This is a genomic window from Arthrobacter sp. SO5 (assembly GCF_020532805.1).
In the GTDB taxonomy this organism is placed as follows: Bacteria; Actinomycetota; Actinomycetes; order Actinomycetales; family Micrococcaceae; genus Arthrobacter.
In genome coordinates, this window is record NZ_MQTQ01000006.1 from 1 (window position 1) to 23,176 (window position 23,176).

Genomic DNA, 23,176 nt, shown 5'->3' on the forward strand with positions numbered 1-23,176 from the left:
CCAGCCCTGCCGCCAGAGCGGACGGGATCGTGGGCGTTGCCCCGGAGGCCCAGCTGCTGTCCGTGTCCACCTGGCTGGGATCCGCCAACCCCGGCGGCAAGAGCGACCAGGACCAGATTCCCCAGGCAGTCCGCTGGGCCGTCGACAACGGCGCCCGCGTCATCAACATCTCCCTCGGCAGCACCTCCCCGGAGTGGCCGCAGAGCTGGGACGCTGCCTTTCTGTATGCCGAGCAAAACGACGTCGTGATCGTCGCCGCGGCGGGCAACCGGCTGGGCGGCAACGTCCAGGTCGGGGCTCCCGCCACCATCCCCGGGGTGCTGACCGTCGCAGGGCTGGACCGCAAGGGTAACGCCAGCATCGATTCCTCGTCCCAGGGCATCAGCATCGGCGTCGCGGCCCCAGCGGAGAACCTTCTGGGGGGCATGCCCGGCGGGGGGTACGCCGAATGGGCCGGCACCTCGGGCGCCACGCCCATCGTTGCCGGCGTCGCTGCCCTCATTCGTTCCAAATGGCCGGAAATGACGGCCAGCCAGGTCATCAACCGGATCGTCAGCACGGCCAAGGACGCCGGGGCGCCCGGCAAGGATCCGCTGTACGGCTTCGGGGTGCTCAATGCCGAGGCGGCGCTCAAGGCCGACGTTCCGGACACCGAAGTCAATCCGCTGGGCTCCATTGCGGACTGGATCCGTGTCCACCGGCGCGGAAGCCTCGCGACGGCTCCGGCGGCCGCCGGCGCCACGCCGTCCAGTGCCGCGCCGACACTGCCTGAAGCCACCATGCCGGTGGCCGAGCCGCCCTCCCAGCTGGACAGCGCAGTGCCCGCCATGGTGGTCCTGGGCTTCGGCGGTCTGTTCCTGTGCATCATCGGGGCGGCCGCTCTCCAGCTCCGGCGTGTGGTCCGGACGGCCCCGGCGGGAGGCCCGGCAGGCGCCGGAGGCCCGGACACCGGCGAGCTTGATTCCGTGGATTCCGGCGGCCACGAGTAGTTAGTGAAGTTTTTCACAAACTACTGTATTCTGGATGAATGGCATCCTCCCCTCAGCTCCAGGACCGTCCCAGGGTACTCGTCGTCGGCGGCGGGTACGTCGGCCTGTACGTAGCCCTCAAACTGCAGAAGAAGATCGCGAACGCCGGTGGCATCGTCACCCTCGTTGATCCCCTGCCCTATATGACCTACCAGCCCTTCCTTCCGGAAGTTGCCGGCGGCAACATCGAGGCACGCCACGCAGTCGTCTCGCACCGCCAGCACCTCAAGCAGACCGAACTCATCCAGGGCCGCGTCACCTCGATCGACCACGCCAACCGCACCGCCGTCATCGCCCCGTCGGACGGCGGCGAGAACTTCGAAATCCCGTACTTCGACGTCGTGATGGCCGCCGGCGCGATCACCCGCACCTTCCCGATCAAGGGACTCGCGGATAAGGGCATCGGCCTCAAGACCATCGAGGAGGCCGTCGCCCTGCGCAATGGCGTCCTGGAGCGCATCGAAACCGGCTCACTGATGGCGGACCCGGCGGAACGGGCCCGCGCCCTGACCTTCGTCGTCGTCGGCGGCGGCTTCGCCGGCATCGAATGCATCACGGAAATGGAAGACCTGGCCCGCGCCGCGGTCAAGAACAACCCGCGCGTCAAGCAGGAAGAAATCCGCTTCGTCATGGTCGAGGCCATGGGCCGCATCATGCCCGAGGTCACCGCCAGCCAGGCGGAATGGGTTGTTGAGCACCTCCGCAGCCGCGGCATCGAGGTCCTGCTCAACACCTCGCTGGACAACGCCGAGGGCTCCTTGAAGCTCATCAACCTCCCGGACAAGTCCCCGGCGCAGGAATTCGAGGCGGACACCCTCGTCTGGACTGCCGGCGTGCAGGCCAACCCGATGGTTCGCTCCACCGACTTCCCGCTGGAGCCGCGCGGCCGCATTAGGGTCCTCCCGGACCTGCGCATCGCGGGGGATGAAGGCATCATCGAGAACGCCTGGGCTGCCGGCGACCTCGCAGCCGTGCCGGACCTCACGGGCGGCGGCCTGCCGGACGGTACCTGCGTCCCGAATGCCCAGCACGCCCTGCGCCAGGCCAAGCTGCTGGCCAAGAACCTGTGGGCCTCCCGCTGGGACAAGCAGCTCAAGGATTACAAGCACAAGAACCTGGGCGCCGTCGCCGGCTTCGGCGAATGGAAGGGTGTTGCCAACATCAACCTCCTGGGCCGGATCGGGCTCAAGGGCCCGCTGGCCTGGCTCGCGCACCGCGGTTACCACGGCTTGGCCATGCCGACGTTCGAGCGCAAGATCCGCGTCATCTCCGGCTGGTTCTGGGCCCTCTTCCTGGGGCGCGACACCACCCAGCTGATGGACCTGGACAACCCGCGCGGGGCTTTCGTGGCAGCAGCGACCCCGGCCCCGAAACCTGCGGCTGCCCCGGCGGTTGCTCCGGCGGCGGAGAAGCCAGCCAACGGCCCTGCCAAGGCCGAGACCAAGGAAGCTGTCGCGGCTGACGCCCAGTAGTCCGTCAGCAGTAGTCTGTAAACAGCGTTCGACGGCGGCCGTTCCCTTGCGGGGGAGCGGCCGCCGTCGTCGTCCGCTTCGGAAGCCGGGCGCCGGCCTTGCGGTCCGGCCGGCCGCGTGCCCGCGCCTAGACTGGCTCCATGACAGCTGAAAAGGATCTCCACTTGCTGCTGGCCGGGATGCACCCCGCACTCCGTGACGGCGAATTCGTATACGTGCTGTGGCCGGAAGGGCGGCCGCTGACCGGGGCTGTAGCCGCCGCCGTCCGGGAGGCCGAGGGACTGTCCGTGGTGCTGCCCCGCGGGGAGGCAGACGGCCTGGGCCTGGCCTATGACTTTGTCGGGGCCTGGATCACCCTCCAGGTTCATTCCTCCCTCGCAGCAATCGGCTTGACGGCCGCCGTCAGTGCCGCCCTCGCCGAGGCCAAGATCAGCTGCAACGTCCTGGCCGGCTTCCACCATGACCACCTCCTGGTCCCCGCGGCGGACGCGGACCGCGCCCTGGAGGTGCTGCACGAGCTCGTGGCGGCGAGCGGGGAACAGAAGCCGGCACCGGAGCTTGTGCTGCGGGCTGAACAGCCCGGCGACCGTCCCGCGATCCTGGCACTGACCGCCGCGGCCTTTGCGCTCTCGCCTGTCACCGGCTTGCCCGTCAGCGGGGAGCCGGAGGAGGTTGGCCTGCTCGCCCGGCTGTTCGCGTGCGGGGAATACCTGCCCGCGTACAGCATCGTGGCGGAGCTTAACGGCGAGATCGTCGGCCACGTGATCAGCACGCGGGGCCGGGTGGGGGCGCTGGAGCTCCTGGGCCTCGGCCCGATTGGCGTGGTGCCGAGGCTGCAGCGGCACGGCATCGGGACTGCGCTGATGAAGGAAACGATTGACCGGGCCAACGCCGCGAGGGAGCGGGGTATCGCCTTGCTGGGCAGCCCGGACTACTACTCGCGCTTCGGCTTCGTGGCATCGACCTCCCTCGGCGTCGAGGCGCCGGACCCGGGCTGGGGAGCGCACTTCCAGCTCCTTCCGCTGGCCGTGTGGCCCGGCGGAGTCAGTGGGACCTTCCGCTACGCCGGCCCGTTTGGCTGAACTCCGGCGGGCGTGGAGGAAAGCCCGACGGGATACTATTGACCGGGCGCCCCAGTAGCCCAATTGGCAGAGGCAGCGGACTTAAAATCCGCGTGTTGTGGGTTCGAGTCCCACCTGGGGCACGCGCCGGATCCGCCGCGGCGGATCTGCGGACTGCGCTGTGCACGGTGAGGGCACGCCGGGCTCGGGCGGCGTCAGGACTCTAGGGCCCAGCCGTCCACTGCCAGGCCACAGTGGAGTCGGTCAGATTGGCCCGGCAGTACTTGGTGCCGGTCCTGGCATCGTTATTGCCCACTTTGTAGGCGTAGTCGATTCCGAGTTCGTATCCGGGGACATTGGCCGGGAGCAGGATCTCTTTGACGTCGCCGCGGAATGCGACTTTCACGAGCGTGACCTTCGGGGGGCTCTTTTGGGCGGCCGCAGGCGTCGGGCCGGCGGCTTCGGCCTTGAGACGGTCCAAGCAGAGGTTCTTGACGCGTTGCTGCACGCCCGGCTCGACCGATGCCGCGGCTGCCCCCGTAGCCGCCGGCGGTTCAGGCACCTCCGGCAGCGCAGCCGGCGACGCAGCAGGTGGGGACGCGGGCACCGGCTCCGGCCCCTGGGTGCTGCAGGAAACCAAGGCCGGCCCCGCACAGAGAATTGCACAGACCATGACTAGACCGGATCGCCGCATACTGCCCCCGCTGACTGGCCCCCCGCTGATCGGGTTAGCACTGGGCCAAGGCTATGTGGTGGCTCCGTTCTTGGCCAGTGCACGGCCGCCGGGGCGCCGCGATACCCACCTACGCGCCCTCCGGATCACCGTCTTGGTTTCCTCTATGCAACGAGTGTTATAAGGATGTGACCGTAGTCACTTATGTTCGGGGCAGATTTAGATTAGCTTGAAGTTAAATCAGGAACACCTGATCTTTCGCATCAAAGGCCGTTCGCACCTTTAGATCGAGGAGATTGTCAATGACTTCACTCAACCAGGTGGCGCCCCGCATCGCTAAGCTCACAGCGCTTAGCATCGGCGTCGCCCTTCTGGCTACGGCTTGTGGCGGTTCGTCCACACCGACCTCCACCAGTGGATCCGCCTCTGCCAAGGCCGCAGGCATCGCCTGCCCGGCTCCCAGTGCCGGAGCCGGAGCGGGGGCCAGCCAGGCTGCCGGAAATGCCGGGCCGGTTCCCGCGTCCACCACAACGACGCCCACGGCGCTCAAGATCGGCTCGCTCCTGCCGACCACCGGATCACTTGCCTTCCTCGGGCCGCCCGAAATTGCGGGTGTCAACCTTGGCATCAAGGAAGTTAACGACGCAGGCGGCGTGCTTGGCAAACCCGTCGAGATCACCCACCGCGACTCCGGTGACACCAAGACGGACATCGCCACGCAGTCCACCACCGCGCTCCTCGGCCAGGGCGTCAGCGCCATCGTGGGCGCAGCCTCCTCCGGCGTTTCCAAGACCGTGATCAACCAGATCACCGGTGCCGGCGTCGTGCAGTTCTCCCCGGCCAACACCTCGCCCGACTTCACCGCCTGGGACGACAAGGGCCTCTACTGGCGCACCGCCCCCTCGGACGTGCTCCAGGGCAAGGTCCTCGGCAACTACATGGCCACCTGTGGGGCGCAGACCGTCGGCATGATCGTCCTCAACGACGCCTACGGAACCGGCCTTGCGAAGAACGTGCAGGCTGCTTTCGAGGCAGCAGGCGGCAAGGTTGTTGCCCAGGAGCTCTTCAACGAAGGCGATTCCCAGTTCAGCAGCCAGGTGGACAAGGTCATCGCGGCCAAGCCGGATGCCATTGCCCTGATCACCTTCGACCAGGCCAAGAGCATTGTTCCGCTGATGACGGGCAAGGGCGTCAAGCCCACCCAGATGTTCCTTGTGGACGGCAACATGTCCGACTACAGCAAGGACTTCCAGGCGGGAACCCTGAAGGGCGCCCAGGGAACCATCCCCGGAACCTTCGCGAAGGATAACTTCAAGAAGCAGCTCCTCGCGATCGATCCCGCCCTGAAGGACTACAGCTACTCGGGCGAGTCCTACGACGCCGTAAACCTGATCGCCCTGGCTGCAGAAGCCGCCAAGAGCACGAAGGGCGTGGACATCGCCAAGAACCTCAAGGCCGTGTCCGAAGGCGGCGAGAAGTGCAATAGCTTCCCGTCGTGCGTCACGCTGCTGCGCAACGGCAAGGACATCGACTACGACGGCCAGTCCGGCCCCGTAACGTTCTCCGACGCCGGTGACCCGACGGAAGCTTACATCGGCATCTACGAGTTCCAGGACGACAACAACTACAAGCCCGTCAAGGAAGAATTCGGCAAGCTGTAAGCCGCTTCCTCCCGACACACAAGAGACCCCCGTCCGCACCGGACGGGGGTCTCTTGTGTGCGTGGCCCGCATGCGCCCCAGTGCCTGCCCCAGTGCCGACGTCGCCGGAGCGCGTCAGGCGGACGACAGCGGGCAGGCACGCAGAAGGGCCGCCACCGGCTGGTGACGGCCCTCCTGTGATTCGGTACTGCTAGACCTCGTCGGCCAGCGTGCCCAGATACAGCTGGATAACCTTAGGGTCCTTCATGAGCTCACGTCCGGTGCCCGTGTAGGCGTCCTTACCCTGGTCCAGGACGTACCCGCGGTCACAGATCTGCAGGCAGCGGCGTGCATTCTGCTCCACCATGATCACGGAGACACCCGCACGGTTGATCTCGTGGACCCGGAGGAAGGTCTCGTCCTGTTTGACCGGGGAGAGGCCTGCCGAGGGCTCGTCGAGCAGCAGCACGGCCGGGTCCATCATCAGGGCCCGTCCCATGGCGACCATCTGGCGTTCGCCGCCGGAGAGGGAACCGGCCCGCTGGGCGCGCCGCTTGCCGAGCTCCGGGAACAGGCCCGTGACAAAGTCGAAGCGCTGCGCGAAGTCCTTAGGCCGCTGGAACATGCCCATCTGGAGGTTCTCCTCGATGGTCAGGGCAGCGAACACGTTGTTGTTCTGCGGCACAAAGCCGATGCCCTTGCTGACAAGTTTGTTGGCCTTGAGCCCGGTGATGTCCTGGCCGCGGACCACAACGGACCCCGAGTGGACTTTGACCAGGCCGAACATCGCCTTCAACAGCGTGGACTTGCCGGCGCCGTTGGGACCGATGATGCCGATCAGCTCACCCTTGCGGGCCTCGATGCTGCAGCCGTTGAGGATGTTGACGCCGGGGATGTAGCCGGCCACCAGATCGGTAACCTTGACCACCGAATCCTCGTCGTGCACGGGCTTGGCGGCCGGTGCCGCGCTGGTGGCGCTCATTCTGTGTCCTTCTCTGTGCGGTTCAGCTCGTCGGCGCTGCGCCTGCCGCGCGCCGGTCCGTTGCTGCCTGGCTCCGTCGTTTCCCCAGGCAATACCCTTGTCGGAGCCTCCGAGTCGACGACCTCGAGCGAAATGATGCCGGCGTTTTCGGTACCGACTATCGACTCTTCGTCGGCGACCAGCTCGGCAGCGAGTTCCTTGATGCCTTCCGAGTCACCCAGATCCACGTCGTGGTGGGCCCCGAGGTAGGCGTCGATGACGGCCGGGTTCTTCATGACCTCGCCGGGCGGTCCCTCGGCCACGATCTTGCCCTCAGCCATGACCACCACCCAGTCGGCGATGTGGCGGACCATGTTCATGTCGTGTTCGACGAACAACACGGTCATGCCCTCGGCCTTGAGGTTCTTGATGTGGTCCAGCAGGGACTGCGTGAGCGCCGGGTTCACGCCGGCCATCGGCTCGTCGAGCATGACCAGCTTGGGCCGCACCATCAGGGAGCGTGCCATTTCCAGCAGCTTCCGCTGCCCGCCGGAGAGAGATGCGGCGTAATCCTCCCTCTTGGTGTCCAGCTTGAACTTCTCCAGCAGAACATCGGCCTCAGCCGTGATCTGCTTCTCGCGGCCGCCCCACATGCCCTTGAACAGGGCCCTGGACAGCCGCTCCCCGGACTGCTTGGACGCACCGAGCCTCATGTTCTCCAGGACGGTGAGCTTGCCCATGACCTTGGTGAGCTGGAAGGTGCGCACCATTCCCATGCGGGCGACCTTGTACGACGAGACGCCGGCGATGTTGTTGCCCTCGAACTGCCAGGTGCCCGTGTTCGGCGTATCAAAGCCCGTGAGCAGGTTGAACAGGGTGGTCTTGCCGGCGCCGTTCGGGCCGATCAGCGCCGTGATCTTGTGCCGCGGGATCTCCAGGTATTCGACGTCGACGGCGTTGATGCCGCCGAAGCTGCGGGTAACGTTTTCCGCCACCACAATCGGATCGCGCTTCTTGCAGCCGGGCACGTGCTCCCCGGCGGCAATCGGACGCGCGTCCGTCATGTAGTCAATGCCTGTTTCGTTTGCTTCGTTTCCTTCTACATTTTGCGTGCTCATGCGAACGCCAGCTCCTTCTTATTACCGAGGACACCCTGGGGCCTGAAGATCATCAGCAGCATCAGGGCGACACCCACGAGGATGTACCGCAGCTGCCCGGCCTGGACCGTGTTCAGCCACGTGATGGCACCGGATTCGATCAGGCCGTACAGGATGCCCTGCGTGAGGGACAGCACGACCCAGAAAATCATGGCGCCGACGACCGGTCCCAGCACCGTGCCCAGGCCGCCGAGCAGCAGGCAGGTGTAGAGGAAGAACGTCAGCTCGGTGCCGTAGTTCGCCGGCTGGACCGCGCCGCGGGGGAGGGTGAAGATCATGCCCGCGAGGGCGCCGAGGACACCGCCGATGATCAGTGCCTGCATCTTGTACGCGTACACGTTCTTGCCGAGCGAGCGGACGGCGTTTTCGTCCTCGCGGATGCCCTTGAGGACACGGCCCCACGGGCTGCGCATCAGCAGCCACACGAGCGTGCAGAAAATGGCCACGACCGTCCAGGCGACAACCCGGATGAAGAAGTCCCGGTTGTTCATCCCCATGTAGGAACCCACGGGGAACGGGTTCATGGCATAGAAGTCGCCCTCGAAGGCGGCGAGTCCGTTGGCTGAACCGGTAATGGCAGTCAGCTGGTTGGTCGTAACGATGTAGCGCACGATTTCCGCCGCCGCGATGGTCACGATGGCCAGGTAGTCGGCCCGCAGCCGCAGGGTTGGAATACCGAGCAGCAGCGCAAAGATCGCCGAACAGACCACCGCGACGAGCAGTCCGACGAAGAACGGCGCGCCGAATGTCAGGGTGGAGATGGCGAAGCCATAGGCCCCCACCGCCATGAAGCCGGCCTGGCCGAAGTTGAGCAGGCCCGCATAGCCGAAGTGAACCGCAAGGCCGAGCGTCGCGAGGGCGTAGGCCGCCGTCGTCGGGCTGAAAAGTTCCCCGGCAGCGCTGGAAAAGATGAATCCGAAGTCCATGGCTGTCTCCTAACCCACGCGCTCGCGCCGGCCCAGGATACCCTGGGGCCGGATCAGAAGGACAATAATCATGATGAACAGTGCTCCCACGTATTTGAGGTCGGCGGCGAGGCCGAACACGGTGGTCAGCTCCACGAAGATGCCGACGATGATTGATCCGATCAACGCACCCCAGACTGTGCCGAGGCCACCCAGGGTGACGCCGGCGAAGATGAGCAGCAGGATCTGCGAACCCATGTCGAAGGTGACACCTGGCCGGTAGTAGGCCCACAGGATGCCGCCGAGGGAGGCGAGCATGCCGCCGGTGACCCAGACGATCCGGATGACAGAGTCGACGTCGATGCCTGAGGCCGCCGCCAGTGCCGGGTTGTCGGCCACCGCGCGGGTGGCCTTGCCGAGCCGGGTCTTGAGCAGGACGATGCCGAGGATGGCGATGACAACGGCGCTGATGATGAGGGACCCGAGGTTGTTGGGCGAGATGGAGACCGGGCCGATCAGGATTTCCGCGCTCTGGGCAAAAGGCAGCTGCTGGGTGGCGCCGCCGAAGTAGAACTGGATGATGTAGCGGACGGCCAGGGCGAGGCCGATGCTGACGATCATCATCGGAACCAGTCCGGTCCCGCGGCGCCGCAGCGGCTTCCACAGGCCGGCGTCCTGGACGTAGCCGAACAAGCCGCCGCCGAGCAGGGCGAGCACGATCGCCAGCCAGAACGGGAGGTTCATGGCGTTGAAGGCGAAGACCAGGACGGCGCCGAGGGTGACCATTTCACCGTGCGCGAAGTTGGTCAGCCCTGTGGTGCCGAAAATCAGCGAGAGGCCCACCGACGCGAGGGCAAGCAGAAGACCGAAGCTCAGGCCCGCCACGAGGCGGTTGATCAGGTTCTGGCCGAAGTCCTGCTGCTGGACGACGATGCCCTTGCCGAAGGCGAAGATCACCGAGAGGTTTGAGGTCTGGCTGAAAGTGACGTTGCGGGGGTTTTCCTGGCCGTCGGCGAGCTTGATGCCTTCCGGGAGCGTGGATTCATCGAGCTTGACTTCGTACGTTCCCTGGGTGGGGACGCCGATGGTCCAGGCGCCGTTCGCGCCGGATTTAGCGGTCCCCGTGAAGTCACCGCCCTTGGCCGTGATGGTGACCCCGGCGATCGGCGCGCGGTCGTCGCCGCGCAGGAAGCCGCTGATGCTGTTTTGGAACGCGGTTGCCGACGGGGATGGTGCCGGCGATGGAGTCGTGGCCTGCGATGCCGGGGCAATTATCAGCAGTAGTGCTGCGACGGCGGCGAAGACGGCCCCCACAGCTTTCAGCAGTCTGCCACGCCGCCTCAACGACAGGCTTCTCGGTGTGCTTCTCAAAGTGAAATCCTCCACATGGGGGGTGGTGTGGGTTGCGCCTTTGCAACCGCTGCGAACAGTCAGGGTGAGGGGTGGTGCCTGGTGATGCGGTGCGGATAGTGATGCGGATAGTGCGATGCGGATGGAACGGTACAGCCTGTGACATTCATCACCCTGCTTGGCCCATGCTACAGCCCGGGCGGGGCGATGAATGCCGCTGCGAGCAGGCAGAACGTCGCGATCGGGTAACAACCGTGAAGCCCGGCAACCGGGTTGCTTTACCTGCGCTAATGAAAACTTTTGTTGATTCCGAGTATGCCTAAACATTCGGTCCGCGCAAGGGGTGCGGCCGAGGAAATGGCGAGAGACACATCACGGTTGCATTGCGGCGGGGCCGGCAGGGGAACTATCCCTGCCCGCCGGCCGTGGAAATTGGTAGCGTGGGACAGAGGAACGCTGACCACCGGATCATCACTTACTACTCTCTATTTGGAGGACACCCGCAATGGCACTTGGCGGAAACCCGATCTTCAACGGAAAATCTTTCCGTGGAGCCACCCAGGCGCCGCCTGTCCCGCAGGCGTACGGACAGGGAGCCTACGGCCAGAACGGCTTCGGCCGCGCCCCCGGCCAGGTGATGGACGCCCAGGGCGGCTGGAGCGCAGGGCAGCAGGCCATGACCCAGGATCAGCTCCAGGACATGTACAACCGGCCGGCAGCCGGCCCCGCCGACACCGGCCGGATGACCTTTGACGACGTCATCATGAAGACGGCGGCCTGCCTGGGCGTGCTGGTGGTGGGTGCTGCCGTGACGCTCATCGCGCCGCAGGGGCTTTCGATGATGCTGATGCTCGTCGGCGTCCTGGGCGGCTTCGCGCTGGCCATGGTCAACACCTTCAAGAAGCAGCCCTCGCCGGCGTTGATCCTCGCGTACGCAGGCTTGGAAGGGCTGTTCCTCGGCGGATTGACGCGGATCCTCGACGGGATGTTCCCGGGTGTGGGCCTGCAGGCCGTCATCGGCACGCTCTCCGTCTTCGCCGTGACGCTGGTGCTGTTCAAGAGCGGCAAGGTCCGGGCCACTCCCAAGGCCATGCGCTTCTTCATGATCGCGATGATCGGCTACGCCGTCTTCGCCCTCGTCAACATGGTCATGGTGTGGACGGGCGTGGTGAACTCGCCGTTCGGCCTGAGCACCAGTGTGGAGATCTTCGGCATTCCCCTGGGCGTCTTCATTGGACTGCTGGCGATCGGGCTCGCCGCCTTCTCGCTGATCATGGACTTCACCAGCATCGAAGCCGGCGTCCGCAGCGGGGCCCCGCAGCGCTTCTCCTGGACCGCAGCCTTCGGCCTCACCGTCACCCTGGTGTGGCTCTATGTCGAGATCATCCGCCTGCTGTCGATCCTTCGCGGCGACGAGTAACTCCACAGACTGGCGCCGAGTAAAGGCCAGGAACCAGGAAGAGGGCCCCGCCGCGGCGGGGCCCTCTTTTCGTCATTCCACCCGCCGGGCCCCCGCCGCGGTGCGGACGCTGAAGATGTCCGGCGCGGTGTACCCGGCCCGGGCGAAGGCGCGTTCGACGGCGGCCCGCACCCTCGGCTCAGCGGCGACCGGCGTCAGGGCGATCGCCGAACCGCCGAAACCGCCCCCCGTCATCCGGGCCCCGATTGCACCGGCGGAGCGGGCCGTTTCCACCGCGAGGTCGAGCTCGGGGCAGGAGATCCCGAAGTCATCCCGCATCGATGCATGGGAGGCATCGAGCAGCGGCCCGATGGCTCGCGGCCCTGAGCTGCCGAGGAGATCGACGGTTTGGAGCACGCGGTCGTTTTCGGTGACAACATGACGCACCCGGCGGAAAGTCTCCGGATCCAGCAGGCCGCAGGCTTCCTCCAGATCTGTGAGGTCGACGTCGCGCAAGGCCTTGACCCCGAGCACTTCGGCACCAAGCTCGCAGGACCCGCGGCGTGCCGCGTAGCCGCCGCCGGCGTGGGAATGCGACACCCTGGTGTCGATCACGAGCATGACCAGCCCCGCACTTTCGGCGTCGAAAGGGATCAGGCGCACGTTCCGGTCCCGGCAGTCGAGGAAGAGCGCATGTCCCGCGGAGCCGCGCAGGGAGGCGGACTGGTCCATGATCCCGGTGGGGGCGCCGACGAAGTCGTTCTCTGCGCGCTGGGTGGCCAGGACCATGTCCTCCGGGCTGAGGCCGGCGTTGGTGAGCTCGTTGAGTGCCAGGATCAGGGCGCACTCGATGGCATGGGAGGAGGACAGCCCGGCGCCCCGGGGCACATCGGAGTCCAGCAGGAGATCCAGGCCGGGCACGGAAAGCCCCCGCTGCTGCAGTGCCCACAGGACGCCCAGCGGGTATCTGGTCCAGCCCTTCGACGTTCCGCGGTCCAGCGAGCCGGTGTCCGCCGTCGTCAGTCCCTGGCTGCCGAACGTGGACAGCAGCCGGACGGAGGAATCCGGCCGGAGGCGGACCGCCACCCGCGCGGCCCGATCGATGGCGAAGGGCAGCACGAAGCCCTCGTTATAGTCCGTGTGCTCGCCGATCAGGTTGACCCGGCCGGGGGCCTGCCAGACGCCGTCCGGCGCCGCACCAAAGGCGCCTTCGAACCGGGCGCGCAGGTCATCCGTGCTGCTCATGGATCCAAGGTATACGCCCGGGCGTGCGGCTCGGTACGGTGGTCCCTATGGACCTGACGAATTCACCTTCCCCGTATTCGGCCGCCGGGCCTGCTGGCAACGACCGCGGTGCCAGCGGCGCGGCCGGCAGCTCCCCGGACAGCCAAGCGCGGCGGTACGCTTCGGGCCGGCAGTTCGAACTGCGCCGCGGCGACGCGCTGGCGGTCGTGACCGAACTGGCCGCCGGTCTGCGGCGGTACAGCCGCGCCGGCACCGAGCTGACCGAAAGTTACGGCGACGCCGAGATTCCGCCCGGCGCCACCGGGATCACGCTCGCGCCGTGGGCGAACCGCGTGGAGGACGGCGTCTGGTACCTCAACGGCACCAAGCAGCAACTGGACATCACCGAGGTCTCGCGCAACAACGCCAGCCATGGCCTGCTGCGCAATTCCTCGTACGCACTGGTGGACGAATCCGAGTTCTCGCTCACGCTGGAAGCGGCGGTGTTCCCGCAGCACGGCTACCCATTCCTGCTGCGTCACCGGGTGCGCTACGAACTGGCCGAGGACCAGGGCCTGGTGGTCCGGCAGATGCTCATCAATGACTCCCAGGAGCCTGCGCCGTTTGTCCTCGGCGCCCATCCGTACCTGCGCCTCGGGGACGTGCCCAGCGAGGAACTGACCGTCACGGTCAGCGCCCGAAGGAGGCTTGTGACGGACGAACGCCTGATCCCGCGCCGCACGGAACCGGTCGGCGGCGACTTCGATTTGCGCACCGGCCGGCTGGTTGCCGACCTGGACCTGGACTGCGCCTTCACGGAGCTGGAGTTCGACGGCGGCGTGGCCCGCCACACGCTCCGCGCGGCGGACGGACGGAGCGTGAGCCTCTGGCAGGACCACGCGTGCGGCTACGTGCATGTCTTTGTGACCACGAACTTCCCCGGCCGGACGAAGGCCGTGGCGATCGAGCCGATGACCGGTCCGGCCAACGCCTTTAACAGCGGCGACGGCCTGCGCTGGCTGGCTCCGGGGGAGCGCTTCACCATGGCCTGGGGGATCAGCGCATCCCTGGACTCGCCGGTTTCCCATCCGGGCGCCGCTGGTGAATCATGGGGCTATGACGCCAGTTGACGACGCCACCCCGTACCAATCCGTAGGCTCCGCCCGCCCGCAGGCTCCCGGCCGGGTGCCCACGGACCGCGAGCTGAACCAGGACATTCCCTTCGGGGTGCGCATCGCTGCCGCGTGGTCCTGGCGGCTGGGCCTGATCCTGGTGTTCACCGCCCTGCTCATCTGGCTGCTCAGCCACATTAGTTTCCTCATCATTCCCGTGATGGTGGCGGCGCTGCTGGCCGGACTGCTCAGCCCCGTCACCCGGTGGCTGACACGGCGCCGGGTCCCCAACGGACTCGCTGTGGCCATCACCGTCCTGGGCTTCATCGGCGTCATCGCCGGTGCGCTGGCCCTCGTCGGCCGGCAGCTGGCCTCCGGCTTCGGCGAACTCTGGGCCCAGGCGCTCGCAGGCGTCCAGCAGATCCAGGGGTGGCTCTCCGAGGGCCCGCTGCAGTTGACGGCGGCCCAGATCGACCAGTACATCAAGGATGCGTCGGACGCGCTCCAAAAAAACAGCAGCAGCATCCTGACCGGGGCGCTGAACTTCGGCAGCACCGCAGGGCACTTCGCCGCCGGGCTGATCCTGGCCCTCTTCGTCCTGATCTTCTTCCTGCTGGAAGGCGACAGGATCTGGGGCTTCCTCGTCCGGCTGCTGCCCCGGAAGGCCCGCGCCGCCGCCGACGGAGCCGGCCGCACGGGCTGGGCCTCGATGGTGATCTACGCGCGGGTCCAGATGTTCGTGGCGTTCGTGGACGCCGTCGGCATCGGAGTGGGCGCCGCCCTCATCGGAGTCCCGCTGGCCCTGCCGCTGGGCGTCCTGGTCTTCTTGGGCTCTTTCATCCCGATTGTCGGTGCCCTGGTCACCGGGGCGGTTGCCGTCCTGCTGGCCCTCGTCGCCAACGGCCCCGTCAATGCCCTGTTCATGCTCGGGATCGTGCTGCTGGTGCAGCAACTCGAGAGCCATATCCTGCAGCCGCTGGTCATGGGCAAGGCCGTGTCCCTGCACCCGGTCGCCGTGATCCTGTCCGTCGCGGCCGGTTCCTATCTCGCCGGCATCCCCGGCGCCCTCTTCTCCGTGCCGATCCTAGCCGTAGCAAATTCGTCAATTCGCTACATTGCCGCCAGAACGTGGGAACATGATGAGGTGCTGGAAACCGCTGGCCACCGGGACGAACCTGCTCCTGCGTCCGGCGCAGACAGCACTGATCCGTAGAAGGAGACTAGTTCGTGAACAACCTTGAGAGCCTGCCCGTCACGCTGGACGATGTCCTGGAGGCGCAGAAGCTGCTCGATGGGATTATTACGCGGACGCCGGTCGAATCCTCCCGGGCCCTGGGCGCCATGGTGGGCGGGCAGGTCTACCTCAAGTGCGAGAACCTCCAGCGTGCCGGCTCCTTCAAGGTCCGCGGCGCCTACGTCCGGATGGCCAAGCTCTCGCGGGCGGAAAAGAGGAGCGGCGTGGTGGCGGCCTCCGCCGGCAACCACGCACAGGGCGTGGCGGTCGCGGCGAAGAGCCTCGGCATCACGGCCCGCATCTACATGCCGTTGGGGGTTGCCCTGCCAAAGCTCGCCGCCACGCGCAGCCACGGCGCCGAGGTGGTCCTGCACGGCCACAACGTCGACGAGGCCCTCGCCGAAGCAAAACGGTACGCCGATGAGTCCGGCGCCGTGTTTGTCCACCCGTTCGACGACGTCGACGTCGTAGCAGGCCAGGGCACGGTCGGACTCGAAATCCTGGAACAGATCCCCACCGTGGACACCATCCTGATGGGCGTCGGCGGCGGCGGGCTGCTCGCCGGAGTCGCCGTGGCCGTCAAGGCCCGGGCGCGGGAACTTGGCCGGGAGATCCGGATCATCGGGGTCCAGGCCGAAAACGCTGCGGCCTACCCGCCCTCGCTCGCCGCAGACGCGCTGGTTCCGCTCAAACGCGTCTCCACGATGGCGGACGGCATCGCCGTCGGCCGGCCCGGGCAGTTGCCTTTCAGCATCATCCGCGAACTCGTCGACGACGTTGTGACGGTCAGCGAGGACGCCCTGGCCCGCGCCCTGATCTTCCTGCTGGAGCGCGCAAAGATGGTGGTTGAGCCCGCCGGCGCCGTGGGCGTCGCGGCGCTCATGGAAGGCAAGATTGAGAACCCCGGAACCGTCGCCGTCGTCCTCTCCGGCGGCAATATCGACCCCATGCTGATGCTCAAAGTCATCCAGCGGGGCCTCTCCGCCGCCGGCCGCTACATGACGGTGCGCATGATGCTGGACGACCGTCCCGGCTCGCTGGCCACGATCGCCCGGATCATCGCCGAGAACGACGCCAACGTCACGGGCCTTGACCACACCCGGGTGGGCGGCTCGATCAGCATGGGCGACGTTTCCATCACCATCAACCTGGAAACCAAGGGCCACGAACACTGCGAGCAGGTCCTCGCGGCGTTGCGGGCTGAGGGCTTCCAGCCGATTGTTGTGCACTAGGAGCCCTGATGCTCGACTCCACCCGTAACGACAAACCCCGGGCCGGCGACACGGCCGCGGGCCGGGCCAGGCAGGGTCTGGTGGTGGTCGGCTCGTTCGTGGTGCTGCTGTACGTCATTGAAATTATCAACAGCCTGACGCTGCATGCCCTAAACGGCACGTTCGGCCTGCGGCCAAGGAGACTCGACGGAATCCTGGACATTCTGACGTTTCCCCTGCTGCACGCGAACCTCGCACACCTGTTTTCCAATACGCTGCCGCTGATCATTTTCGGCTTCCTCGTGTTCCTGTCCGGTGCGCGGGTGTTCGCCACGGCACTGGCCCTGAGCTGGCTGGGCTCTGCGGTGGTGGTGTGGCTGATCGGCGTCAACACCACCGTCGGGGCATCCGGCCTCGTGTTCGGGCTCTTTGCTTTCCTGCTGGTGCGCGGTTTCTTCAACCGGAACTGGTGGCAGATCCTGCTCTCCGTGGTGCTCTTCCTGACCTACGGCGGGATTCTTTTCGGGATCCTGCCCGCCGTGGCGAGCTTCGTCTCCTGGCAGGCGCACCTCGGCGGCGCGGTCGGCGGCGTCATCGCGGCGCTGCTCCTGAGCACCGGGCGCGCGGCCAGGGTGCGCCCCGGAAGCTAGGGTCCTCCGTGCGAAGCTGTCCAGAAACCGGCATGGCAAAAAACGACGCCGGCCCTGTTGGTAAGGGCCGGCGTCGTCGGTGCGCTAAGTCTTCCGCCTCCGGGGCGGAGTGCGGGTCTTAGCCGGCGTACGGCTTGGCGGACATGATTTCGACGCTGATGACCTTGCCGTTCGGGGCTGTGTAGCTGAGCGTGTCGCCCTCCTTGTGGCCGACGATTGCCGCACCCAGAGGGGACTTCTCGCTGAAAACATCGAGGTCCGAGTCGCCGGCGATTTCCCGGGAGCCCAGCAGGAAGGATTCGGTCTCGCCCGCGATCTTGGCAACAACAATCATGCCCGGCTCGACGATTCCGTCGTCGGCCGGTGACTCGCCCACGTGGGCATCGCGGAGGAGGGCGGTGAGCTGGCGGATGCGGGCCTCGATCTTGCCCTGCTCCTCCTTGGCGGCGTGGTAGCCGCCGTTCTCCTTGAGGTCCCCCTCCTGGCGGGCAGCTTCGATCTTCTGAACAATTTCCGCCCGGCCGGGGCCGGAGAGGTGGTCCAGCTCTGCCTTCAGGCGGTCAAAAGCTTCCTGGGTGAGCCAAGCTGCAGTTGCGCTGTTGGTGGTCACGGACTTCTCCTTTTGGTCAAACAAGCAAATACCCCGCCACGGTGGCCACTTTTGGGATGCAGTAACCAGCTCAGCGGGGGAAACGTATTGGTCCATTGTAGTCAATCCCGGGGATATACCAAAGAACCCCTGCGGCGTGGATCACACCGTGTTGCCTGCCGCCGGTCCGGGATCACCGGGCGGGCTACTTGGCGGCGTCGGGAATCCAGCAGCTGTCGACGACGGCGGAAACGGCCTGTGATTCCGTGCGCACCGTTGCCCGCTGGGTGGTGGTGCGGCCGCCGTCAGACCCGGCGTTGGCGGCGTTGGGCGGGATGTCCACGACTTTCCAGCCGACGACGGCGAACTTGGCATCCAGGGCTTTGACGGCGCATTTAGCGTCCGCAGCCGGCTCCTTGGTGACCTGGAAGTCGATCTCCGCCAGCGTGGCGTCCGGGGTACTGTAGCCGACGTCCTTGAAGGACACCGAGGAGGTGGCGGACGACGTCGAAATCCAGGCCATGAACCCGATCCCCACCGCGAGGCCGGCAATCAGGATGGTGCGCCTGGCCCTGCTGGTCAGCGCGCGCTTTTGGCCGCCGTAACGATTGGCTAGGCTGGTAGATGCCGGCGCGGGCGCGGCGGGCTGATCCTCGGAAGTCACCACTCCAGTTTAGTGTGGATCGGGACCGGGATTTTCCGCGCCGCCGATCCGCCGCGGTGCCGCCCCTGCAGACCCGAACGCCAAGAAGATCGACCCGAAGAAAGAGGAGCCGTCCCACGATGACAGCGTCCCCCAGCCCGTCAGCGCCGCTTCGTCTGCTGGCTGTCCATGCTCATCCCGACGACGAATCCAGCAAAGGCGCCGCCACGATGGCTATGTACGCCGCGTCCGGCGTCGAGGTCCTGGTGGCAACCTGCACCGACGGCTCCCGCGGTGACATCCAGAACCCTGACATGGAAAGCGAGCCCCACCCCAAGCGCGACATGGCCGGTGCCCGCAGGCTCGAAATGAACCGTGCGGCCGGGGTTCTGGGCGTCAGCCAGCGCTGGCTCGGCTTCGTCGATTCCGGCCTGCCCGAGGGCGATCCGCTGCCGCCGCTGCCGGCCGGTTCCTTCGCGACGCTGCCACTGGAGCGGGCGGCTGCGCCGCTGGTCCGGCTGGTCCGCGACTTCAAGCCTCAGGTGATCCTCAGCTACGACGAGAACGGCGGCTACCCGCACCCGGACCACATCATGGCGCACCGCGTGGCCGTCGAGGCCTTCGAGGCTGCGGGGGATCCTGCCCGCTACCGGGGAACAGGCGATGCCTGGGCGCCCAGCAAGCTCTACTACGACCGGGCCTTCAGCCCGGAACGCTTCCGCGCCCTGCACTACGCGCTGGAGGAAGCCGGGCTCCAGTCGCCCTACGCCGAACGGCTCGCCGCCTGGCTCGAGGCCGACGCCGAAGGACACACGCCGCCGGCGCCGACCCACCCCACGACCACCCAGATCGAATGCGGGGACTTCTTCGAGGCCCGGGATGACGCCCTGCGCGCACACCGCACCCAGGTGGATCCCAACGGCTTCTTCTTCGCCGTGTCGCCGGGGATGCAGCGCCGGGTCTGGCCGTGGGAGGACTACTCGCTGATCCAGTCCCGGATCCCAGCCGAACTCCCGGAAAAGGACTTCTTCGCCGGGCTAAGATAGACCCAGCAGGCCACTTCTATGCCGTGTAGAAACCGTGTGGAGTCAGCCGTGCAGAAGTAGTCCCGAAGCCCCGGCGTCGGGCCGCCACCAGTCCCACAGAAGGTCCTCACCGTGTATTCCTTGCTCATCGCCCTGGCAACATCCCCGGCGCCTGCCCCTTCGCCGTCGCTGCGACCAGGGCTTTCCCAGGACCAGGTCACGCCCGGCCTGCTGGGCTTCGTCCTGACGGCTTTCATTGTGTTGCTGACGGCGCTGCTGATCGTGGACATGGTGCGGCGCATCCGCCGGGTCCGCTACCGGGCCCAGGTGGAGGAAGAGCGCGCCGCCGCGGAAGCCGCCCTCTTCGACGGGGCTGCACAGCCCCTCGACGTGCGGGATCCGCAGGGCCGGGACCCGCACGGCCGGGACCCGCAGGGCCGGGACCCGTACGGCCAGGGTTCTGCGGGCACGCCCGGAACCCGCCCGGAAGCCAACGGCGATGCAGGGCCCGGAACCCGCTGACGGCGGTGCGCCCCAGGCCTACCCCGGGGCTGCGAATGCCCTGGGCGGGGAACCCTCGGCCTATCTGCGCCAGCACGCCGGGAACCCGGTGCACTGGCGGCCCTTCGGCGAGGAGGCCTTTGCCTTTGCGGCGGCCCGCGACGTTCCGGTGTTCGTCTCGATCGGCTATGCGGCGTGCCACTGGTGCCATGTCATGGCCCACGAATCCTTTGAGGACCAGGCCACCGCGGACTACCTGAACGCCAACTTCGTCGCCGTGAAAGTGGACCGCGAAGAGCGGCCCGACGTTGACGCCGTGTACATGGCCGCGACCCAGGCGATCACCGGCGAAGGCGGCTGGCCGATGTCGGTCTTCCTGTTGCCGGACGGCCGGGCGTTCCACGCCGGCACCTACTTTCCGCCCCGCCAGCTGCCGGGACGGCCGTCATTCCGCCAGGTGCTCGAGGCCGTGCGGGAAGCCTGGGTAGAGCGCCGCGCCGCCGTGGAACACAACGCCGGCACCCTGGCCCGCGGCCTGGCGGCGTCGCAGTTTGGCTCCGCAGTGCGGCTCGACGGCCCGGCAGACCCCCTCGATGCGGCCCTGCTCGCGGATGCCGTCCAGGCACTGGCGGATTCAGAAGACCCGTCGGGCGGCGGCTTCGGCTCCGCGCCGAAGTTCCCGCCCCCGGCCGTCCTGGAATTCCTCGTCCGGCACGCCGCAGTTCCGCCGCCGACATTTCCGCCCAGCTCCGATCCGCCCAGCTCCGATCCGCCCAGCTCGGATCCGCCGAGCCCGGATCCGTCAGGGACGGCGCCGTCACAGTCGGCTGATTCCGGCAGCGCCGGGGCGGCCCGGGACATGGCCGGCCGCACCCTCGCTGCGATGGCCCGGTCGGCACTCTTCGACCAGCTCGACGGCGGATTTGCCCGCTATTCGGTGACCCGCGACTGGTCCGTCCCGCACTTTGAGAAAATGCTCTACGACAATGCGCAGCTGCTGCGCGTCTACGTCCACTGGATCAGGCTGGGCGGCACGCCAGAGTACCCCGCTGCGGAGGCAGCCGGTGTGGCCGGCCGCACCGCCGGCTGGCTCCTGGCGTCACTGGGACTGGCGGCCGCCGGTCCGGACTCCGGGACTGTTCCGGAAGCCCTGGCCTCCTCCCTGGACGCGGACACCGTCGTGGACGGAATACATGCCGAGGGTGCCACCTACCTGTGGACCCCTGCGGAGCTTGCCGCGGTGCTGGGACCGCAGGACGGCCCGGCGGTTGCCAGGCTGATGAACGTGAACGCCCGCGGCACCGTCACCGCCGGCGGCTCCCCGCTGCACCCCGGGCGGGCATTCACGGCCGGGGATGACGAATTGTGGCAGCGGGTCCGGCCGGTTCTCCTGGCGGCCCGCTCGCACCGGCCGCAGCCGGCCCGCGACGAGAAGGTGGTGGCCGGCTGGAACGGCCTGGCCGTGGCGGCGCTGGCCGAGGCCGGGGCCGTGCTGGAGCAGCCCGCACTGGTGTCCGCCGCGGAAGGGATCGCTGCCTACCTTGAGCGCGTGCACTGGCGGCCGGGCTCCCCGGGAGCGCCCGGAACCCTCACCCGGGTTTCCCACGGGGGATCGGCCCGCGGGATCGGTGGACTGCTGGAGGACTATTCCCACTGCGCCGAGGGCCTGCTCGCGCTCTATGCCGTCACCGGCCGGACGCGCTGGTACCTGCTGGCCGGGGACCTGCTGGGTGCCGCCGTCGTACGGTTCGCTGCGGACGGCACGCTGCGGGACACCGCAGGGGAATCGGAACAGGTCTTCAACGCCCAGGGCCGGCGTGCGGTGCTGGATCCCTTCGACGGTGCCACGCCGAGCGGCGCCGCGGCCTTCGCGGGAGCGTTGTTGTCCTACTCCGCGCTCTCCGGTGCCAGCGAATACCGGGCCCTGGCCGGCAATATCCTCGCTCTGCTTCCTCCGCTGGCGGCCCGGGCGCCCCGGGCGGCCGGCTGGCTGCTCGCGACGGCGCAGGCCGCGCTGGCAGGCCCGGTGGAGGCCGCCGTCGTCGGCCCGGACACGCCAGAGCGGGCGGCACTGCACCGGGAACTCCTGCACTCGCCCAGCCCCGGGCTGGTGATCGCGGTGCAGCCGGAGGAGGAAGGCCCCGGGCCGGCCCTGCTGCGCGGCCGGGAGGCGGGCCCCGACGGCTCGCCGCTGGTCTTCCTGTGCCGCGGCATGGTCTGCGGGCTTCCCGTGGGCTCTGCCGGGGCAGTGCGGGAGCGGCTCGGCACCATGACGGGGTGAGTCAAACCGTGCCGTCGACTTCCGACCCTCGGCGCGGTAGCCTGTCGGCCATGACGCTCGACCCCGCATTTCTCGACTGGATGCTCGACTCCGATCCGGCCTTGCGCTGGCAGGTCGAGCGTGACCTCGCGGGTTCGCCGCCGCTGGAGTGGGAGGCGACCCGGGCCAGTGTTCGGACCGAGGGGTTCGGGGCGCAGTTGCTCGCGCTGCAGGGTTCCGACGGCCAGTGGGCCGGCGGGGCGTATTTCCCGAAGGACTTCGACTTCCAGGGCCCCGAGGCGGCCGAGGGTGCGGGGCAGCCGTGGACCGCGACGACCTGGACTCTGGTCACGCTCCGCGACTGGGGTCTGGACCCTACGGCCCTGGCCGGCACGGCCGAGCTGCTCGCTGCGAACAGCCGCTGGGAATACGAGGACCTGCCGTACTGGGGAGGCGAGGTCGACTGCTGCATCAACGCCAACACGCTCGCCAATGGCGTGTGGCTGGGGGCGGATGTGGCCGGACTCGCCCAGTGGTTTCTGGATCACCAGCTGGCCGACGGCGGCTGGAATTGCGAGTGGGTTGAGGGTTCGACCCGCTCCTCGTTCCATTCCACGCTCAACTCCCTGAAAGGCCTGCTGTACTACGAGGCGGCGACCGGCGGCAGCGAGGCACTGCGCGCGGCCCGGCATGCCGGTGAGGAGTACCTGCTCGAACGCCGGCTGCTGAAAACCCTGTCCACCGGCGAACCCGTCGGTCCGTGGGCGACCAGGTTCGCCTACCCGTTCCGATGGTTCTACAGCGCGCTGAACGCGGCGGACTACTTCCGGGCGGCCGCGCAGCACGATGGCACCGTGCCGGACCCGCGCCTCGCCGACGCGATCGAGGTCATCCGTTCCGCCCGCCACCCCGACGGCGCCTGGCTGCAGGAGCGCCGTCACCCGGGACGGGTGTGGTTCGAGGTTGACGTGCCTGCCGGCGAGCCGTCCAAATGGCTCACTCTTTACGCCGCACGTGTAGTCCGTTGGTGGGACGGCCGTCCCGGTCGCCGGGGTAGCCCGGGAGCGGCTCGCTAGGATGG

General features: G+C 67.5%; 21 protein-coding genes and 1 tRNA gene. 14 read left to right on the plus strand and 8 right to left on the minus strand.

All coding sequences use genetic code 11. The features are described from left to right. The 4 genes from BJG92_RS01045 to BJG92_RS01060 all read left to right on the plus strand — a co-directional run. Positions 1-989 (plus strand): S8 family serine peptidase (locus BJG92_RS01045; protein WP_232082166.1); only part of this gene is annotated, 989 nt, incomplete at its 5' end. Between the two features lie 38 nt (positions 990-1,027). Beyond that, positions 1,028-2,500 carry an NAD(P)/FAD-dependent oxidoreductase gene (locus tag BJG92_RS01050; protein WP_232082167.1) on the plus strand — a complete coding sequence of 491 codons (1,473 nt, stop codon included), beginning with the start codon at positions 1,028-1,030 and terminating at the stop codon, positions 2,498-2,500. Positions 2,501-2,640: 140 nt separating this feature from the next. Further along, positions 2,641-3,582 (plus strand): N-acetyltransferase, encoded by a 942-nt coding sequence (locus BJG92_RS01055; protein WP_232082168.1) that lies wholly within the window; start codon positions 2,641-2,643, stop codon positions 3,580-3,582. Positions 3,583-3,630: 48 nt separating this feature from the next. After that, positions 3,631-3,704 (plus strand) — tRNA-Leu (locus tag BJG92_RS01060). Between the two features lie 80 nt (positions 3,705-3,784). Here BJG92_RS01060 and BJG92_RS01065 read toward each other — a convergent pair. Further along, on the minus strand, positions 3,785-4,123 hold the full coding sequence (locus BJG92_RS01065) for a hypothetical protein (RefSeq protein WP_232082169.1): 339 nt from the start codon (positions 4,121-4,123) through the stop codon (positions 3,785-3,787). 413 nt (positions 4,124-4,536) lie between these two features. On the opposite strand from BJG92_RS01065, the gene BJG92_RS01070 reads away from it, so the two are divergent. Beyond that, complete coding sequence (locus BJG92_RS01070) at positions 4,537-5,895, plus strand: ABC transporter substrate-binding protein (RefSeq protein ID WP_232082170.1); 1,359 nt, start codon at positions 4,537-4,539, stop codon at positions 5,893-5,895. A 190-nt stretch (positions 5,896-6,085) separates the two neighbouring features. On the opposite strand, the gene BJG92_RS01075 is transcribed toward BJG92_RS01070, so the two are convergent. The 4 genes from BJG92_RS01075 to BJG92_RS01090 are packed head-to-tail and all read right to left on the minus strand — an operon-like array spanning position 6,086 to position 10,211. Next, complete coding sequence (locus BJG92_RS01075) at positions 6,086-6,856, minus strand: ABC transporter ATP-binding protein (RefSeq protein WP_232082171.1); 771 nt, start codon at positions 6,854-6,856, stop codon at positions 6,086-6,088. Further along, positions 6,853-7,953, minus strand: coding sequence for an ABC transporter ATP-binding protein (locus BJG92_RS01080; RefSeq protein WP_232082172.1), 1,101 nt, complete (start codon positions 7,951-7,953; stop codon positions 6,853-6,855). The genes BJG92_RS01075 and BJG92_RS01080 overlap by 4 nt, the downstream gene beginning before the upstream one ends. Continuing rightward, on the minus strand, positions 7,950-8,918 hold the full coding sequence (locus BJG92_RS01085; RefSeq protein ID WP_232082173.1) for a branched-chain amino acid ABC transporter permease: 969 nt from the start codon (positions 8,916-8,918) through the stop codon (positions 7,950-7,952). Before BJG92_RS01085 ends, BJG92_RS01080 begins: the two co-directional genes overlap by 4 nt. Positions 8,919-8,927: 9 nt before the next feature. Continuing rightward, complete coding sequence (locus tag BJG92_RS01090) at positions 8,928-10,211, minus strand: branched-chain amino acid ABC transporter permease (protein ID WP_232082174.1); 1,284 nt, start codon at positions 10,209-10,211, stop codon at positions 8,928-8,930. Between the two features lie 541 nt (positions 10,212-10,752). On the opposite strand from BJG92_RS01090, the gene BJG92_RS01095 reads away from it, so the two are divergent. Continuing rightward, positions 10,753-11,667 (plus strand): Bax inhibitor-1/YccA family protein, encoded by a 915-nt coding sequence (locus BJG92_RS01095; RefSeq protein ID WP_232082175.1) that lies wholly within the window; start codon positions 10,753-10,755, stop codon positions 11,665-11,667. 72 nt (positions 11,668-11,739) lie between these two features. Here the strand turns inward: BJG92_RS01095 and galK are convergent, their stop codons facing one another. Continuing rightward, positions 11,740-12,891 carry a galactokinase gene (galK, locus tag BJG92_RS01100; RefSeq protein ID WP_232082176.1) on the minus strand — a complete coding sequence of 384 codons (1,152 nt, stop codon included), beginning with the start codon at positions 12,889-12,891 and terminating at the stop codon, positions 11,740-11,742. A 47-nt stretch (positions 12,892-12,938) separates the two neighbouring features. Between galK and BJG92_RS01105 the strand changes: the two genes are divergently transcribed. Genes BJG92_RS01105 through BJG92_RS01120 form a run of 4 tightly spaced genes read left to right on the plus strand, consistent with a single transcriptional unit; the run spans position 12,939 to position 17,077 of the window. Then, a complete protein-coding gene (locus BJG92_RS01105) occupies positions 12,939-14,000 on the plus strand; it encodes an aldose 1-epimerase family protein (protein ID WP_232082177.1) in 1,062 nt (353 codons plus the stop codon). After that, a complete protein-coding gene (locus tag BJG92_RS01110) occupies positions 13,987-15,195 on the plus strand; it encodes an AI-2E family transporter (protein WP_232082178.1) in 1,209 nt (402 codons plus the stop codon). Before BJG92_RS01105 ends, BJG92_RS01110 begins: the two co-directional genes overlap by 14 nt. A gap of 14 nt (positions 15,196-15,209) precedes the next feature. Continuing rightward, positions 15,210-16,448, plus strand: a complete 1,239-nt coding sequence (ilvA, locus tag BJG92_RS01115; RefSeq protein WP_232082179.1) for a threonine ammonia-lyase — start codon at positions 15,210-15,212, stop codon at positions 16,446-16,448. A gap of 8 nt (positions 16,449-16,456) precedes the next feature. After that, positions 16,457-17,077: a rhomboid family intramembrane serine protease gene (locus BJG92_RS01120; RefSeq protein WP_232082180.1), complete on the plus strand. Its 621-nt coding sequence runs from the start codon at positions 16,457-16,459 to the stop codon at positions 17,075-17,077. A 118-nt stretch (positions 17,078-17,195) separates the two neighbouring features. Here the strand turns inward: BJG92_RS01120 and greA are convergent, their stop codons facing one another. Both greA and BJG92_RS01130 read right to left on the minus strand, forming a co-directional pair. After that, positions 17,196-17,687, minus strand: coding sequence for a transcription elongation factor GreA (gene greA, locus BJG92_RS01125; RefSeq protein WP_232082181.1), 492 nt, complete (start codon positions 17,685-17,687; stop codon positions 17,196-17,198). A 184-nt stretch (positions 17,688-17,871) separates the two neighbouring features. After that, the gene (locus tag BJG92_RS01130; protein WP_232082182.1) at positions 17,872-18,330 is read right to left on the minus strand and encodes a DUF4307 domain-containing protein; all 459 of its coding nucleotides are present in this window, start codon (positions 18,328-18,330) and stop codon (positions 17,872-17,874) included. Between the two features lie 119 nt (positions 18,331-18,449). On the opposite strand from BJG92_RS01130, the gene mca reads away from it, so the two are divergent. From mca to BJG92_RS01150, 4 genes are all read left to right on the plus strand, one after another. Then, positions 18,450-19,355, plus strand: a complete 906-nt coding sequence (mca, locus tag BJG92_RS01135; protein ID WP_232082183.1) for a mycothiol conjugate amidase Mca — start codon at positions 18,450-18,452, stop codon at positions 19,353-19,355. Positions 19,356-19,466: 111 nt separating this feature from the next. Further along, complete coding sequence (locus BJG92_RS01140; protein ID WP_232082184.1) at positions 19,467-19,856, plus strand: hypothetical protein; 390 nt, start codon at positions 19,467-19,469, stop codon at positions 19,854-19,856. Continuing rightward, complete coding sequence (locus BJG92_RS01145) at positions 19,834-22,116, plus strand: thioredoxin domain-containing protein (RefSeq protein WP_232082185.1); 2,283 nt, start codon at positions 19,834-19,836, stop codon at positions 22,114-22,116. The genes BJG92_RS01140 and BJG92_RS01145 overlap by 23 nt, the downstream gene beginning before the upstream one ends. 50 nt (positions 22,117-22,166) lie before the next feature. After that, complete coding sequence (locus tag BJG92_RS01150; protein ID WP_232082186.1) at positions 22,167-23,171, plus strand: squalene cyclase; 1,005 nt, start codon at positions 22,167-22,169, stop codon at positions 23,169-23,171. Positions 23,172-23,176 lie beyond the last annotated feature (5 nt).